General features: G+C 65.5%; 13 protein-coding genes. 8 read left to right on the forward strand and 5 right to left on the reverse strand.

The window, feature by feature from the left end; translation table 11 throughout:
- Positions 1–5: 5 nt before the first annotated feature.
- The 3 genes from L5G33_RS02320 to L5G33_RS02330 are packed head-to-tail and all read right to left on the reverse strand — an operon-like array spanning position 6 to position 3091.
- A complete protein-coding gene (locus L5G33_RS02320; protein WP_236996516.1) occupies positions 6–1079 on the reverse strand; it encodes an NADH:flavin oxidoreductase in 1074 nt (357 codons plus the stop codon).
- A gap of 55 nt (positions 1080–1134) precedes the next feature.
- Complete coding sequence (locus tag L5G33_RS02325; protein WP_236996517.1) at positions 1135–1896, reverse strand: SDR family NAD(P)-dependent oxidoreductase; 762 nt, start codon at positions 1894–1896, stop codon at positions 1135–1137.
- A 46-nt stretch (positions 1897–1942) separates the two neighbouring features.
- Entirely contained in the window at positions 1943–3091 is a 1149-nt protein-coding gene (locus L5G33_RS02330; protein ID WP_236996518.1) for an acyl-CoA dehydrogenase family protein, read from the reverse strand.
- A 140-nt stretch (positions 3092–3231) separates the two neighbouring features.
- Between L5G33_RS02330 and L5G33_RS02335 the strand changes: the two genes are divergently transcribed.
- From L5G33_RS02335 to L5G33_RS02355, 5 genes are all read left to right on the forward strand, one after another.
- On the forward strand, positions 3232–3996 hold the full coding sequence (locus L5G33_RS02335) for a crotonase/enoyl-CoA hydratase family protein (RefSeq protein ID WP_236996519.1): 765 nt from the start codon (positions 3232–3234) through the stop codon (positions 3994–3996).
- Between the two features lies 1 nt (position 3997).
- Positions 3998–5506 (forward strand): class I adenylate-forming enzyme family protein, encoded by a 1509-nt coding sequence (locus L5G33_RS02340; protein WP_236996520.1) that lies wholly within the window; start codon positions 3998–4000, stop codon positions 5504–5506.
- A complete protein-coding gene (locus L5G33_RS02345) occupies positions 5503–7062 on the forward strand; it encodes an AMP-binding protein (protein WP_236996521.1) in 1560 nt (519 codons plus the stop codon). Before L5G33_RS02340 ends, L5G33_RS02345 begins: the two co-directional genes overlap by 4 nt.
- Positions 7063–7141: 79 nt before the next feature.
- A complete protein-coding gene (locus tag L5G33_RS02350) occupies positions 7142–7447 on the forward strand; it encodes a hypothetical protein (protein ID WP_236996523.1) in 306 nt (101 codons plus the stop codon).
- A gap of 12 nt (positions 7448–7459) precedes the next feature.
- Entirely contained in the window at positions 7460–8977 is a 1518-nt protein-coding gene (locus L5G33_RS02355) for a class I adenylate-forming enzyme family protein (protein ID WP_236996524.1), read from the forward strand.
- 78 nt (positions 8978–9055) lie between these two features.
- Here L5G33_RS02355 and L5G33_RS02360 read toward each other — a convergent pair whose 3' ends face one another.
- Positions 9056–9901 (reverse strand): mycofactocin-coupled SDR family oxidoreductase, encoded by an 846-nt coding sequence (locus tag L5G33_RS02360; RefSeq protein WP_236996525.1) that lies wholly within the window; start codon positions 9899–9901, stop codon positions 9056–9058.
- On the reverse strand, positions 9901–11349 hold the full coding sequence (locus L5G33_RS02365) for an aldehyde dehydrogenase family protein (RefSeq protein WP_236996526.1): 1449 nt from the start codon (positions 11347–11349) through the stop codon (positions 9901–9903). The genes L5G33_RS02360 and L5G33_RS02365 overlap by 1 nt, the downstream gene beginning before the upstream one ends.
- A gap of 194 nt (positions 11350–11543) precedes the next feature.
- Between L5G33_RS02365 and L5G33_RS19350 the strand changes: the two genes are divergently transcribed.
- The 3 genes from L5G33_RS19350 to L5G33_RS02380 all read left to right on the forward strand — a co-directional run bounded on the left by L5G33_RS19350 (position 11544) and on the right by L5G33_RS02380 (position 14599).
- Positions 11544–12149, forward strand: a complete 606-nt coding sequence (locus L5G33_RS19350; protein WP_308191529.1) for a TetR/AcrR family transcriptional regulator — start codon at positions 11544–11546, stop codon at positions 12147–12149.
- A gap of 114 nt (positions 12150–12263) precedes the next feature.
- On the forward strand, positions 12264–13373 hold the full coding sequence (locus L5G33_RS02375) for an acyl-CoA dehydrogenase family protein (protein ID WP_265742365.1): 1110 nt from the start codon (positions 12264–12266) through the stop codon (positions 13371–13373).
- 2 nt (positions 13374–13375) lie between these two features.
- On the forward strand, positions 13376–14599 hold the full coding sequence (locus L5G33_RS02380; RefSeq protein WP_236996529.1) for an acyl-CoA dehydrogenase family protein: 1224 nt from the start codon (positions 13376–13378) through the stop codon (positions 14597–14599).
- The last annotated feature ends 54 nt before the right edge of the window (positions 14600–14653 follow it).

Genomic DNA, 14653 nt, shown 5'->3' on the forward strand with positions numbered 1-14653 from the left:
GTCCGCTAACTGACGAAGTCGTCCCAGTTCGTCGCGAGGTAGTCCAGAAAACGGGGACCGACGGCCTCGTTGGTGAGGTGGGCCGCGGGGACCGGCTGCTTCAGCGAACGGTAGTCGGGGTCGGCGATCACCTGGCGCGCGAAGTCGTGATGAAGGATGGCGGCGGTCCCGATCAGGACGAAGTCCGCCCCGCGGTCCAGGCACTGGCGTGCACCGGCGCCGTCCAGGATCTTCCCGGCGACGCCCAGTCGTGTGCGGCCTCGGGGGAGATCAGTGAAGTAGTCGATTAGTCGACCGTGATGACGCTCCTCGTGCGGCTGCTTGAACACGTCCCACATCGACATGTCGAGGTAGTCGAGGTCGCCGCTGGCCAGTACCTCGCGCGCAAGCGCGCGCGCTTCATCGAGAGCGACCCCGTAGCGCTCCGGTGACAGTCGCAGCCCCAATTGGAAGTCGGGAGACGTCGCCTGCCGGATTCCGGCGACGACCTCGTGGACGATGCGGAACCGGTTCGACGCGGATCCGCCGTAGCGGTCGGTGCGGTCGTTGCGGCGCGCGTCAAGGAACTGCCCGATCAGGTAGCCATGGGCGCCGTGGACCTCGACACCGTCGAACCCTGCGGTCTCGGCGCGGATCGCGGAGTCGATGAAGTCCTGGACGGCTTCCTCTACTCCTTCGGTCGAGAGCGCCGTGGCGCCCTTGTCGACGTCGTCCCACGGGGCGACGACGGGCAGCCCGGACAATTGCGTGTCGGATCGTCGACCGCCGTGCTGCAACTGCACCGACGACACCGCTCCCGCATCGCGGATGCCGTCTGCGAGACGCCACAGCCCTCGCAGATGGGTGTCGTCGCTGACTCCGAGCTGACCGCGGAACGCCTGCCCGGCCCGACTTACGTGTGCCGCGCACGTCATGACGAGTCCGAACTCGCCTTGGGCGCGACGGACGAGCCAGTCGTATTCGTCGTCGTGGAGCGTGCCGTCGTCATTGCTCTGCATGTTCGTGAGAGGCGCCAACGCCAATCGATTCGGCCATGACGGACCGTGCGGGAAGGTCAACGGAGATCCGAGGTCGGTCACGAGTCGTCTCTTTCGGGGTTCGTGTCGGGCCGGGCGAGGGCGAAAAATGCGCGGCTCAGCGCGGGGCGAAGCGCATACCGGCGTCCAGGCGCAGACACTGGCCGTTGAGCATGGAGTTCTCCACAATCGCGGTCGCGAGCTTCGCGTACTCGTCGGGGCGCCCCATGCGCTTGGGGAAGGCGTTCCCGGCGACGAGGGGCGGAATCATATCGGTGGGAAGACCCGCGACGGCCCCGGTCTCGAAGAGGCTCGGTGCGATCGCCAGGACACGGATGCCGTATGACCCCAGGTCACGAGCCATGGTCAGCGCCATGCCCGCGATGCCAGCCTTGGCCGCACTGTAGGCGACCTGCCCGATCTGTCCTTCGAATGCGGCGATCGACGACGTGTTGATGATGACGCCGCGCTCGCCGTCCTCGTCCGGCGCCGACTCGGCCATATGAGCCGCCTGGAGACGGTTGAGGTTGAACGTCGAGATCAGATTCAGGTTGATCACACTACTGAACGCATCGAGTGCATGCGGTCCATCTTTGCCGAGGGTCCTGCCGACGATTCCGCCGCCCGCGGTGTTCACCGCGATGTTCAAGCCGCCGAGCGATTCGACTGCCGTCGCGAGCTGAGTCTCGATCGCAGCATGATCGGTGATGTCGCCCTCGATGAAGACTCCGCCGATGGCTGAGGCGATCTGTTCGCCCTCGCCGCCGGGACGATCGATGATCGCTACCTTGGCTCCACGTTCGGCGAGGAGTTCCGCACTGGCGCGCCCCATTCCGGAGGCGCCGCCGACGACGAGGGCGAGCTTGTTCGCGATATCCATAGTCAATTCCTTCTCAATGTCGTTCGATAGTTGTCGGTACGGGGTGTCAGAAGCCGAGGTCGCGGCCCACGATGTCCTTCATGATCTCGGTGGTCCCGCCGAGGATGGTGCTGATCCGGACGTCGCGGTATGCCTTGGCGACGGGATACTCGAGCATGAAACCGTAGCCGCCGTGCAGCTGGAGGCACTGGTCGACGACGCGCTTGTGCAGTTCGGTGCACCACCACTTGGCCTTCGCCGCGTCGACTGCGCTCAAGGTTCCCTCCACCACCTGCGCGATGCAGTTGTCGACGTAGATCTGCGCGATGTCGAGTTCGGTCGCCATCTCCGCGATCGTGAAGCGGTTCGCTTGGAACGATCCGATCGCTTGGCCGAACGCTTGCCGGTCGTGGGCATACTGCACGGTCTGGTCGAAGATGTTCCGGGCGCCGGCCACTGCGCTGATAGCGATTGACAGCCGCTCGGACGGGAGATTCTCCATGAGGTGGTAGAAACCGCGGCCCTCGGTGCCGAGCAGGTTCGACGCCGGGACTCGGCAATCGGCGAAGAACAGTTCGGCGGTGTCCTGTGCCTTGTGCCCCATCTTGTCGAGCTTGCGACCGCGCTCGAATCCGGGAGTGCCCGCCTCTACCGCGATGAGGCTGAATCCCTTGTGGCCTGCCTCGGGGTCCGTGCGACAGACGACGATCACGACGTCGGACAGGATGCCGTTCGAGATGAAGGTCTTCTGACCGTTGATGACCCATTCGTCGTCTTCGCGGACCGCCGATGTACGAATGCCCGCGAGGTCTGAACCCGCCGTCGGCTCACTCATCCCGATCGCGAAGGTCAACTCACCTGAAGCGAGTCCCGTCAACCAGCGTTCGCGCTGGTCTTCGGTGGTCAGGCGGAGAAGGTACGGCGCGATGATGTCGTTGTGCAGTGTCAAAGCGGGGCCGCTGAGGTGCGAGGCGGCCAGTTCTTCGGCGACGATCGCGTTGTATCGGAAGTCGTCTACGCCGAGGCCGCCGTACTGCTCGGGAACGGAGAATCCCATCACTCCGGCCGCGGCGGCCGCCCGGTAGACACTCTTGTCCACCTGACCGTCGATCTCCCATTGATCGTGGTACGGAGCTACTTCTCTGGTGAGGAAGTCGCGGACGACGCCTCGGAACTCTTCATGTTCGGGTGTGTACACCGAACGGGGTGTAGGCATTTTGCTTCCTCTCATCTCTGTTGTCAGACAGCTTAATCATTAAACTGATTATGTGCTAGCGTCTGTCCAGAAGAGATCTGAAGCCGGCAGGGAGAGCCGATCGCGCCGGCGGTGAAATCATGAGATGTCGAGGAGTCTGAATGTCCAACGATGTACTGGTGGAACGACGCGGCGGAGTCCAGGTCATCACCATCAACCGGCCTGAAGCGAAGAATGCGATCAACGCCGCCGTTGCGAACGGGATAGCGGCGGCCGTCGACGAACTCGAAGCCAGCGACGACCTCCACGTCGGAGTGCTGACCGGTGCAGGTGGCACATTCTGTGCGGGTATGGACCTCAAGGCGTTCCTGCGCGGCGAGACGCCGACGGTGGAGAACCGCGGGCTCGGCGGGATCACCCAGGCGCCACCGCGTAAACCGTTGATCGGTGCGGTCGAGGGATGGGCGGTCGCCGGAGGGTTCGAGCTTCTGCTCGCCTGCGACATGGTCGTGGCTGCCGAAACCGCGAAATTCGGGGTACCCGAGGTGAAGCGGGCGCTGGTGGCGGGTGCCGGAGCGGCGATGCTTCTCCCGCAGCGGATTCCGCAGGCGATCGCACTCGAGATGTTGCTGACCGGCGACCCGATCACGGCTGAGCGCGCGGCGGCACTCGGTTTGGTGAACCGGCTGACGAGTGAGGGAGGCGCGGTCGACGGAGCCATCGAACTCGCCGCGGCGATCGCCGCGAACGGGCCGCTCGCAGTCGCGGTGACCAAGCAGATCGCCCGGGCCAGCGCCGACTGGTCGTTCGACGAGGGCTGGGGCAGGCAAGCCGCACTCATGGAGCCGGTCTTCACGTCCGAGGACGCGCGCGAGGGCGCAAGCGCGTTCGCCGAGAAGCGCGCCCCGGAATGGAAGGGCCGCTGATATGACCAGCAGATCGAGGTTCAACGAGCTGCTGTCCGAGGCACCCGCCGATGCTGAGGCGATCGAGTTCGACGAGCGTTGGCGTACGTGGGGCGACCTGCAGCGTATCGACGCGGCGCTCGACGAATGGCTGACGGGCCACGGGCTGGGCGCAGGAACACGGGTCGGGATCGTCTTGGAGAATCGTCCCGAGCACGTGGGAGTACTGCTCTCGCTCATCGCTCGTGACCGGTGCATCGTGACGCTGAGCGCCTTGCAACCGCCGAGGCGACTGTCCGAGGACATCCGCCGCGCCGATCTCCCGGTGCTCGTAGGTTCTCCGGCGGCCCTGGCCGGAGCCGGAGTCCTGGACGCTGCAGGAGATGCCCCCGTCCTCGAGCTCACCGAGGCGGGCATCCGGGAGATCGAGGCCGGCTCCGGTGCCCAGCGGCCCACGAACAGCTCGCCTGGAGTGATCGTCGAGATGTTGACATCGGGCACGACTGGGCCGCCGAAGCGGGTGCTGTTGAGCGAGAAGCAGTTCGACACGGCCATCTCCACCAGTGTGCCCGCGCCTCCCGAGGACCGCCTGTTCCGTCGCGGTGTGACGCTGGTGGTTACCCCGCTGGTCCACATCGGTGGATTCTGGGGCGCGCTCGGACCGATCTACGCGGGCCGCCGAATCTGCCTGATGGGAAAGTTCGTGCTGGATCCGTGGCTACGGGCGATCGAACGGCACCGACCGCGGGCCACGGGTCTGGTGCCTGCCGCGCTTCGGACGATTCTCACCGAAGGTGTTCCTGCTCAGAGCCTCGAAGGCATTGATGTCGTGACGACCGGGACGACAGCGTGCCCTCCGGAGCTGATCGACTCATTTCTTGACACCTACGGGATTCGCGTGCTGCCGACCTACGGAGCCACGGAGTTCGCAGGCGCCGTCGCCTACTGGACGAAGCCGCTGCACGAGCGGTGGTGGGCGACCAAGGCCGGAAGCGCAGGCAAGCCGATACCGGGAGTGACGCTGCGTATCACCGACGACGAGGGCGTCGACATCGGACGTGAGAAGCAGGGGCTGCTGGAGATCCGCACCGCGCAGTCGCCGGTCGGAGCCGACGCGTGGCTGCGTACCAGCGATCTCGCCACCATCGATGAGGATGGTTTCCTGTGGATTCAGGGCCGAGCCGACGACGCCATCGTGCGCGGCGGGTTCAAGGTGCACCCGGACGCGGTGCGCAAGGTCCTCGAATCGCACCCCGCAGTGGAGGAGGCGGCCGTAGCTCCGCTCCCGGACGAGCGTTTGGGGCAGGTTCCAGTGGCCGCCGTCGAGTTGGTGTCGGGTGAGTCCGCCGACGACAGGTCGGCGCTCGTCGACGAGTTGGTCGCACTCTGCCGTCAGCAACTGCTGCCGTACGAGGTTCCCGTTCACATATCGGTGCTGTCCGCACTGCCGCGGACTCCCTCATCGAAAGTCAGTCGAGTCGATCTGCTGGAGTTGGTATCGGCAGATCTGGGCCGGACCGCGCCGGTATGACCGCGTCTGCACCGGTCGACGAGCGCACCCTCGGTGAAGCAGTCCGATCCGGACTGGCCGTGCACGCCGACATCCAGCTGACCGTCGTCAGCGATGAGCGACCGGCCGATGTGACGCTCGCCGAGATCGGGCACGAAGCCCGCGAGGTCGCCGCCTGGCTGCAGTCGATCGGGGTCGGCCCCGGCGACGTCGTGGCCCTTCAACTGCCCAACTGGCACGAGGGAGTGGTGATTCAGGCGGCGACGATGCTCGTCGGCGCCGCCGTGCTGCCGATCGTGCCCACCTACGGGCCGCGAGAACTCTCGTTCATTCTGAACGACTCGGGCGCTGCGGTCGTCGTTCTCGCGGCCTCGTTCCGAGGCAGGGCGCGTCCTGTCACCGAGGCCGACATCGGCGAGCTCCCCGACGTGCGCGCCATCGTCGTCGTCGGCGACGATCCCGACGGAACCCTTGGCTGGGCAGATGCGCACGGCGACCCCTCCGCCTTTGTCGATCCTGATCGCGATCCGGACGACGTGGCATTGATTGTCTATACATCGGGGACCACCGGCACACCGAAGGGCGTCCTGCATTCGCATCGGTCGATGCTGGCCGACACGCGGTCGCCGATCGTGTCGGAGTCGGCGGGTCCGGACAGCTGCCACCTCGGGGTCTTCCCGTCGGGGCACATGGCGGCGGTCAACGGTTTGCTGCGAATCCTGGTCCTCGGCACGCCGACCGTCCTGATGGATGCGTGGGACCCGGAGCGTGCCGCACGACTCGTTGACGAGTATTCGGTGACCGCGACCGGCGGAGCGCCGGTGCACCTCGCGGACTTCCTCGACGCGCGCGATCGCGGTGACGTTCGCCTCGCGACCCTTCGCGAGTACATGGTGGGCGGCGCGACAGTGCCCGAGGCACTGGTCGCTCGAGCGGACGCCGCAGGCATCATCGCGTATCGCGCGTACGGATTGAGCGAACACCCGACCGTGTCCGGTGGGTCGGCGTCGGACCCACTCGCCAAACGCGGTGCGACCGACGGGCGTGTACAACCTGGAAATCGAGTCCGCATCGTCGACGACGTCGGTCAGGTCGTCCCGGACGGTGTCGATGGCAACGTGCTGACTGCGGGTGCTGAGCTGTTCCGGGGATATCGCGATGCGGCTTTGAACGCCGCGGCGTTCGACGACGGGTGGTTCGTCACGGGGGACATCGGGAACCTCGACACCGACGGATACCTGACGATCACCGACCGCAAGAAGGACCTCATCGTCCGCGGGGGCGAGAACATCTCGTCCCGAGAGGTCGAAGACGTGCTCGCTGCGCATCCGCGAATCTCCGAGGCCGCGGTCGTGGCCGCACCTGACCGACGGTACGGCGAGACCGTCGCGGCCTTCGTAGTCGTGCGCGGTGGCGGCGATCTCGGTGTGCCGGAACTGCAGGAGCATTTCGCAGCGGAGGGGGTGGCGCGACAGAAGGTGCCGACGGTGCTTCGCGTCGTGAGTTCGCTGCCTCGGACGCCGCTGGGGAAAGTCGCGAAGGCGGCGCTTCGCGACGAACTCGAAGCCTATCAATAAAGAGACTATTTATATAACTGATTATTGGCTATGGTGGACATCGACAGATCTACCTGTAGCTGAAGGCGAGGAGCGGGACATGAAACTTCGGGTTGGCCTGGCATTGGCCAGTGCTGTAGACGATACGAACGTGATCATCACGAAGCTGCCAGCCGACGAGGTGACTATCACCTGCGGCGGTGTGCCGATGGTGGCGAAAGGCGAGAAGGTCCCGGAGGCGACTCCCGATCCCGAACACATGACCGGGTCGATCATGGGTAAGCGCTATGTCGACTCGTCGGGCTCTCTGGAAGTCCTGTGCACCAAGCCGGGACAGGCATCGCTCGCTGCGAACGGCGCACTCCTTGTCACCGCGGAGGCGAAACCCCTCCCGGCCTCCGATTGAAAAGGACAACTCGTGAGACTCTCCATGCTTCTCGACATGGCGGCGGACGGCTTCGGTGAGCGAATCGTCGTGGGGCGGCGGACGACCGGGATCACTGCGTCCGAACTCCGGGCGCGGGCATTCGCAGGCGCTGCGGTGATCCAGGCAGCTCAGGCCGACGCCGTTGTCTACCTCGGTCCCAACGGCCCGGCGTATCCGGTCGCGATGTTCGCCGCCGCCTACGCGGGCGTGCCCTTGGTGCCGCTCAACTACCGACTCGGTGCCGATCAGCTCGCCTCCCTGCTCGCCAAACATCCGAATGCGTTCGGTATAGGCGACGCGCAGGGCGTGGCGCTTCTCGAGCAGGCGGGGCTGCCCGCCCACACGACGGATGACTGGTTGGCACTCACCGGACAACCGGGCGTTCCCGAACCCGACCCGGTCGTGGACGACGGCCCCGCCGTGGTGATCTACACGAGCGGGACCACCTCCGAGCCCAAAGGCGTCCTGCTGCGACACAGCAATCTCGTATCGTACGTCCTCGGCTCCGTCGAGTACATGAATGCCTCGGTGGGCGATGCGGCACTGGTCAGCGTGCCTCCGTACCACATCGCCGCGGTTGCGAACGTGATCTCGAACCTGTACGGCGGGCGTCGCACGATCGTGCTTGAGCAGTTCGATCCCGAACAATGGCTGGCGACGGTGCGTGACGAAGGCGTGACGAACGCGTTGATCGTGCCCACGATGCTCGCCCGGATCGTCGAGGCGATCCACGACGGCGCCGACGGATCGGTGCCGACGCTGCGCTCGCTAGCGTACGGCGGCGCACCGATGCCGGGGTCGCTCATCGAGAAGGCTCTCGGTGCGTGGCCCGAGGTCGGGTTCGTGAACGCGTACGGGCTCACCGAGACCAGCAGTACCGTCGCCGTGCTCGGGCCCGACGACCATCGGGCCGCAATCGCATCGGACGACCCGGCCGTTCGGTCGCGTCTGACCTCGGTCGGCCAGGTTCTCCCGACCGTCGATCTGGAGATTCGCGACGACCAGAACAATGCGGTGGCGGCAGGGGTCGTCGGACGGATCTGTGTTCGTGGCGACCAGGTCTCGGCCGAGTACGCAGGGGTCGGTCGGGCGGTCGACGACGACGGCTACTTCGACACCCGCGATCAGGGGTACCTCGATGAGGGCGGATACCTGTTCATCGGCGGTCGGGTCGACGACACCATCATTCGCGGAGCGGAGAACATCGCGCCAGCAGAGATCGAAGAGGTGCTCCTGCGACATCCTGACGTTCTGGACGCGGCAGTCGTCGGCGTTCCCGACGAACAATGGGGTCAGCGCATCGAAGCCGCGATCGTAACTCGCGGCGGCGAGACAGTCGACATCGAGGCGCTCAGAGTGTTCGCTCGGGATCTGCTGCGATCGAGCAAGACTCCCGACCGGTTCTGGATCTGGCCGGAGATCCCGCGGACGGCGACGGGCAAGCTGGTACGCCGCAATGTCTTGCAGAAGATCACGGACTCGGCTGGAACTGAGATCCTCAGCTCCTGACCGAGTCACGCACGCCACAGAAGAATCCGGGGCCCGAAATCTATCGGACACCCCGGATTCTGGTGTTCTGCAGAAGGGTCAGCGGACAGAAAAGCCCGCGTCGAGTGCCCATTGCATGCCGGTGATGAACTTCGCCTCGTCGGAGACGAGGAACGCCACGGCATTCGCGATGTCCTCGGCGTCGAGGATGGAGATCGGAAGTGCGTTCTGCATCTGGGAGATGTTGCTGCCCATCTCTTGCGCCTTGCGAGCCAAGGCGTCGTTCATGGTCATTCCCGACAGCACCCCGGTCGGGTGCACGGTGTTCACCCGGATCATGTCGGGGGCGTACTGGGTGGCTAGGACCTGCATGTACCCCACGAGTCCTCGTTTTGCCGCCGTGTACGCCTGTGGGCTCGCGTCGGGTGCCGCCGTCCCCTTGAGGCCTGCCGAGGACGAGGTCAACACGATCGACCCGCCCCGCCCGCCGTCTACGAGTGCGCCGATGGCCGCACGAACCGTGTTGAATGCTCCGGTCAGAATGACGTCGAGCGTGTCCTGCCATTCTTGCTGCGGGTCCTCTTCGTCCGCGTACCGGATCATTCCCGCGTTGGCGATGACGATGTCGACACGACCGAACTCGGCCAGGCCAGCGTCGAACACCGCCTTCAATGCGTGGAAGTCGCGGACGTCGGCCACGCCGAGATGCATTCTGCGACCTTCGATCTCCACAAGTCGCTTGGTCTCCTGCAACTCGTCGATCGACGCGCACGAGTAGTCGAAAGATGCGATGTCCTCGCAGATGTCCACGCCGATCACGTCGACACCTGCTTGCGCGAGACGTACCGCGTGCGCGCGTCCCTGTCCGCGTGCGGCTCCGGTGATGAACGCGACTCGTCCGTCGAGAGTGCCGACGGGCAGCTTCTGGCCTTCGAGATCCAACATCAGGCGAGCCCCACTCCCACGCTCTTGGTTTGCAGGAACTCATCGATCCCTGCGCGGCCTCCCTCTTTGCCTACTCCGCTGATGCCTTTCCCGCCGAACGGTCGGTGAACAGCGAGATTCGCGGCCCCGTTGATCAAAACCTCACCGGTGTCGAGTTCGGCCGCGATCCTGATCGCTCGTTTGAGGTCGCGGGTCTGGATGTATCCGGACAGTCCGTACTCGGTGGAGTTGGCGATCTCGATCGCCTCGTCGTCGGTGCCGAATTTCGTGATGGCCAGTACCGGACCGAACACCTCCGTCTGTGCGAGCTCGGACGCCGGGTCGACGTCCGCGAAGACAGTCGGCTCGATGAAGTAGCCGTCCCGGTCAACCCGGTTGCCGCCGTACACCAGGCGAGCACCGTCGCTCTCCGCGCGGTCGATCATTCCCATGATCCGGTCGACCGCTGCCTCGTTGACCACGGGGCCGGCGATGGTCGTCGGGTTGAAGGGGTCTCCGGTGACTATTGATCCCGCAGCGGCGACGACGGAGTCCACCACCTGGTCGTAGACGGACGCCTGCACGAGCAGTCGAGTGGGGAAGGCGCAGCCTTGGCCGGTCATCATGCCGACGGACAGGAATGCCGCGTGCTGGCATGCGGTGGCGATATCGGCGTCCTCGAGGACGATGTTCGCCGACTTTCCGCCGAGTTCCAGAACGACCGGTTTCATGGATGGCGCACACGCCTCGAGAATGCGGGTCGCGGTGGCCGGGCCGCCGGTGAATGTCACCTTCTTCACCAGCTCGTGGGTGACGAGATGGTTTCCGGCCTCCGCGGTGCCCGGAAGCATGTTGATCACTCCCGGCGGTATGCCCGCCTCATCGACGAGGTCCATGAACAGTTCCGGCACGAACGGCGTCATCTCCGACGGTTTGACGACTACGGTGTTTCCGGCGGCGATGGCGGCGGGGACCTTCATCGCCAGCGAGATCAGGGGGCCGTTCCAGGTGATCACAACACCGATGACGCCGAACGGCTGACGCAGTGTGTAGCCGAGTTCACCGTCGTAGAGCGGCTGACCGGTCACCTCGCCGGCAATCTTGTCGGCCCAGCCGGCGTAGTAGCGGGTCCACTCGGCCGATATCGCGACACCTGCTCCGGCCATGGCGACCGGCATCCCGTTGTCCATCGCGCCGCGACGCGCGAACTCGTCGGCGTTCGCCTCGATGAGCTCGGCGAGTCGGGTTAGGCAGGCTCGCCGGATCGGCGGAGGCGTGCGCCGCCATGAATCGTATGCGGCATGCGCGGTCGCCACTGCGTTGTCGACGTCGCGGGCGTCGGCGAGCGGTATGCGCGCGTTGACCGTGCCGGTGGCCGGATCGATGTGATCGAAGGCTCCGCCGGAGCCATCGGCGAGTCTCTCACCGCCTATATGGAGGTGTACTGCGGGTGGGGTGCGATCGCTCATCGCGTCTCCTTCGGGGATCAGGGCCGCCAGATCGGCGTCACTCGGTACGCAGGCAATCGGGCATTCGTCCCGAAGAGCCGCGGCTAAAAAGAACAATCAGTGATCGATATGACTGACATCACAGACCGTATACGGAACGTACTTCGTCCGCAATAGATGCACGGAAGCCGACTGCGGTCGGTCAGAATGCATGGGTGGGAATAGATGCGACACGTGGCCGACCGAGGGATCCGCTCGTCAGCGGTCGGATTATCGATGCGGCGCTGGTGGAGTATTCGAGATTCGGGTGGTCGGCCTTCACGATGGACGGGGTGGCTCGCAAGGCCGGGGTGGGGAAGGCTGCGCTGTACCGGCGATGGCCCGACAAGGCGAGCCTGCTCCTCGATGCGCTTGAGGCTCGATCGGCGATCATCTCGACCATCTCAGTGACCGGTGATCTCCTGGCCGATCTGACGTCGCTGGGTGCGGCGCTGCTCGAGCACTTTCTGGACCCGTACGGGTGGGCGACGCTCCGAGCCGCCGTTGATGCGGCCTCGGACACACCCTCGGTGGCGGGCTTTCACGATCGACTGGTTGCTACCCATCGGGAAGCGGCAACGGACCTGTTCGAGCGGTATGTCGTTGCTGGCGATCTATCGTCCGTCGTGAGTGCCGACGTCATGGCCGAGCAGTTCTTCGGCGCAGTGCTGATGCACGTACTTGCGTTGCCTCCGGAGGAGCGCGCGCGTGTGCGTGCAGCATCGCGTCATGTCGCGGGGCCGATCGTCGACCTGTTCTTGGCGGGGGCCCGGACCCGTTGACTTTCGCCTGTGCGGGCACGAGGTGTGTCCACGCGCGGAATAATCATGTAACTTATTGCACTGTACAGGTTGTGATGACGCGATCGCGATCGAGCTTTGCGATGGAGGATGACGATGATCACCGGATGGTCAGAGGAACATGATCAACTTCGGGCGGTGGTACGCCGATTCCTCGCCGAGACGTCGCCGACCGAACGCGTCCGAGAACTGGCGGAGGCGGGCGCCGCGGGAGACCCGGTCGTCTGGAGGCAGATGGCGAGTCAGTTGGGGCTCCAGGGGATCGCGATTCCCGAACAGTACGGCGGGTCCGGTATGGGGCCGGTGGAACTGGGCGTCGTGATGGAAGAGTTGGGACGAGCACTGTACGTCGGTCCGTTCTTCTCCACCGTGGTCCTCGCCGGGCAGACTCTCACGACGTGCTCGGACGAAGCGGCGCAGGCTCGGTGGCTGCCGGGCATCGCGGACGGGTCGCTAACCGCGACTGTGGCGATATCAGATCGCGACCTCGGTTTCGATCCGACGTCGGTGTCGACGTCGGCGAAGCGCGGAGCCTCAGGGTGGGTGGTCTCGGGAACCAAGCGATTCGTCGTCGACGGGGCGACCGCCGACCTGATCCTCATCGCGGCACGCGCAGACGACGGAATCGGGCTCTTCGCTGTCGACGGCTCTGATCCGGCTGTCCGTGCGGCGGCGGTCGGGACGCTCGACAGCACCCGCGCGGTGGCTACCGTCGAATTGGTTCAGGCGCCTGCGACGCGCATTGACGCCGACGGTCTCGACACGATCGCACGATCCGCAGGCCTCGCGGCGGCCGCACTGGCGGCCGAGCAGATCGGTGGGGCGTCCGCGGCGCTGGACGCGTCGGTGGAGTACGCGGGCATTCGCGTGCAGTTCGAGCGGCCGATCGGCTCTTTCCAGGCCATCAAGCATCGTTGCGCCGACCTGTTGGTCCAGATCGAATCGGGGAGGTCGGCCGCGTTCTTCGCCGCGGCACTGCTCGCAGACGGGGACCCGGAAGGCGCCGTGGCAGTCTCTGCCGCAGCGGCGTGGTGCTCGACTGCCTACTCGAAGGCGAGCAAGGAGAACATCCAGTTCCACGGTGGTATCGGCTACACGTGGGAATGCGACGCCCACCTGCACTTGCGACGGGCCACGGTCTCCACCGTAGTGCTCGGTTCCCCCGCTGAGCATCGAGCTCGAATCGCCGACTTGATGGAGGTATGACAGTGAACCAGCAGACAAGCCCGATGTTGCGGGAACAGCAGACAGCTCGAGCCGCAGACGATCAGCGCGTCGAGACCGACGAGGAGTTCCGGGCCAGAATCCGTGAGTGGTTCGTTGATAATGCCCCCGACCCTCGTCCTCGTGATCCGAGTGAGCGCAAGGCCTGGGTCCGTGCGTTTCACGCCAGGATGTACGACGCGCGGATGACCGGCCCGGCGTGGCCCGTCGAGTACGGTGGCATGGGGTTGTCCTTCGCGCAGCAAGTCGTCTACCAGGAGGAGTCCGCTCGCGCGCGGGTGCCGTCTCCGCTGGGTACGGGCCTGGGCATCGTCGCGCCGACGATCATCAAGTACGGCACGCCCGAACAGCGCGAGCGGTGGCTAGGGCCGATGCTCCGTCAGGACCTCGTCTGGTGTCAGGGCTATTCGGAACCGGGTGCTGGGTCCGACCTTCCGGCATTGCGCACCACCGCTCGTCGGGACGGTGACAAGTACGTCGTCAACGGGCAGAAGGTCTGGACGACCCACGCCTCGGACGCGGACGTATTCTTCACTCTGGTCCGCACCGGCACCCAGGAGTCGCGGCAGAGGGGGATCACGTACCTCATCATCGACGCCGACTCGGCCGGTGTCACTGTGCGACCGCTGCGCGACATCACCGGTGCCGCGCACTTTGCTGAGGTGTTCTTCGACGACGTCGAAGTTCCGGTGAGCAATCGGATCGGTGAGGAGAATGAGGGGTGGCCGCTCGTCCGCACCTCGCTCGGCCACGAGCGGGCCGCCGGCGCGATGAATCAGGCCACCAACTATCGGCGGATCCTCGACGAACTCATCGAACTCGCCCGCGAGCGCGGACTGGGCGTCGATCCGATCATTCGTGACCGGATCGCCGACTTCGAGATCCGCGTGCGTTTGATGAAATACAACGCGAGCCGCGTCATCAACGACATCATCGTCCGCGGCGAGCCGGGACCCGCATCATCGGTCTCCCGGTTGTTCATCACGATGTTCGAGCAGGAACTGCATGAGTTCGCGGTGGAGATGCTCGGTGCGGACGGCATCGTCACCCGAGACAGTGACCTCGCCGTGCAGCGGGGCCGTTGGCTGACGGGATTTCTGGCCACGCGAGCCTCGACGATCGGCGCCGGAACGTCGGAGATCCAACGCAACACGATCGCCGAGCAGGTGCTCGGTCTGCCTCGTGACCCGGCGATGCCCGCGCGGTAGGCCCTCTGCCGGGCAGAACAGGGCGGCGACTCCGCGAAGGAGTCGCCGCCCTGG

It is taken from the genome of Gordonia liuliyuniae (assembly GCF_021738805.1).
Taxonomy (GTDB): Bacteria; Actinomycetota; Actinomycetes; order Mycobacteriales; family Mycobacteriaceae; genus Gordonia; species Gordonia liuliyuniae.

What these genes read in the sequence shown, in the direction of transcription:
- L5G33_RS02360 (WP_236996525.1), bottom strand. Translation starts at nt 9,901, where the DNA reads ATGTTGGATCTCGAAGGCCAGAAGCTGCCCGTCGGCACTCTCGACGGA.
- L5G33_RS02340 (WP_236996520.1), top strand. Translation starts at nt 3,998, where the DNA reads ATGACCAGCAGATCGAGGTTCAACGAGCTGCTGTCCGAGGCACCCGCC.
- L5G33_RS02365 (WP_236996526.1), bottom strand. Translation starts at nt 11,349, where the DNA reads ATGAGCGATCGCACCCCACCCGCAGTACACCTCCATATAGGCGGTGAG.
- L5G33_RS02325 (WP_236996517.1), bottom strand. Translation starts at nt 1,896, where the DNA reads ATGGATATCGCGAACAAGCTCGCCCTCGTCGTCGGCGGCGCCTCCGGA.
- L5G33_RS02330 (WP_236996518.1), bottom strand. Translation starts at nt 3,091, where the DNA reads ATGCCTACACCCCGTTCGGTGTACACACCCGAACATGAAGAGTTCCGA.
- L5G33_RS02335 (WP_236996519.1), top strand. Translation starts at nt 3,232, where the DNA reads ATGTCCAACGATGTACTGGTGGAACGACGCGGCGGAGTCCAGGTCATC.
- L5G33_RS02350 (WP_236996523.1), top strand. Translation starts at nt 7,142, where the DNA reads ATGAAACTTCGGGTTGGCCTGGCATTGGCCAGTGCTGTAGACGATACG.
- L5G33_RS02375 (WP_265742365.1), top strand. Translation starts at nt 12,264, where the DNA reads ATGATCACCGGATGGTCAGAGGAACATGATCAACTTCGGGCGGTGGTA.
- L5G33_RS02345 (WP_236996521.1), top strand. Translation starts at nt 5,503, where the DNA reads ATGACCGCGTCTGCACCGGTCGACGAGCGCACCCTCGGTGAAGCAGTC.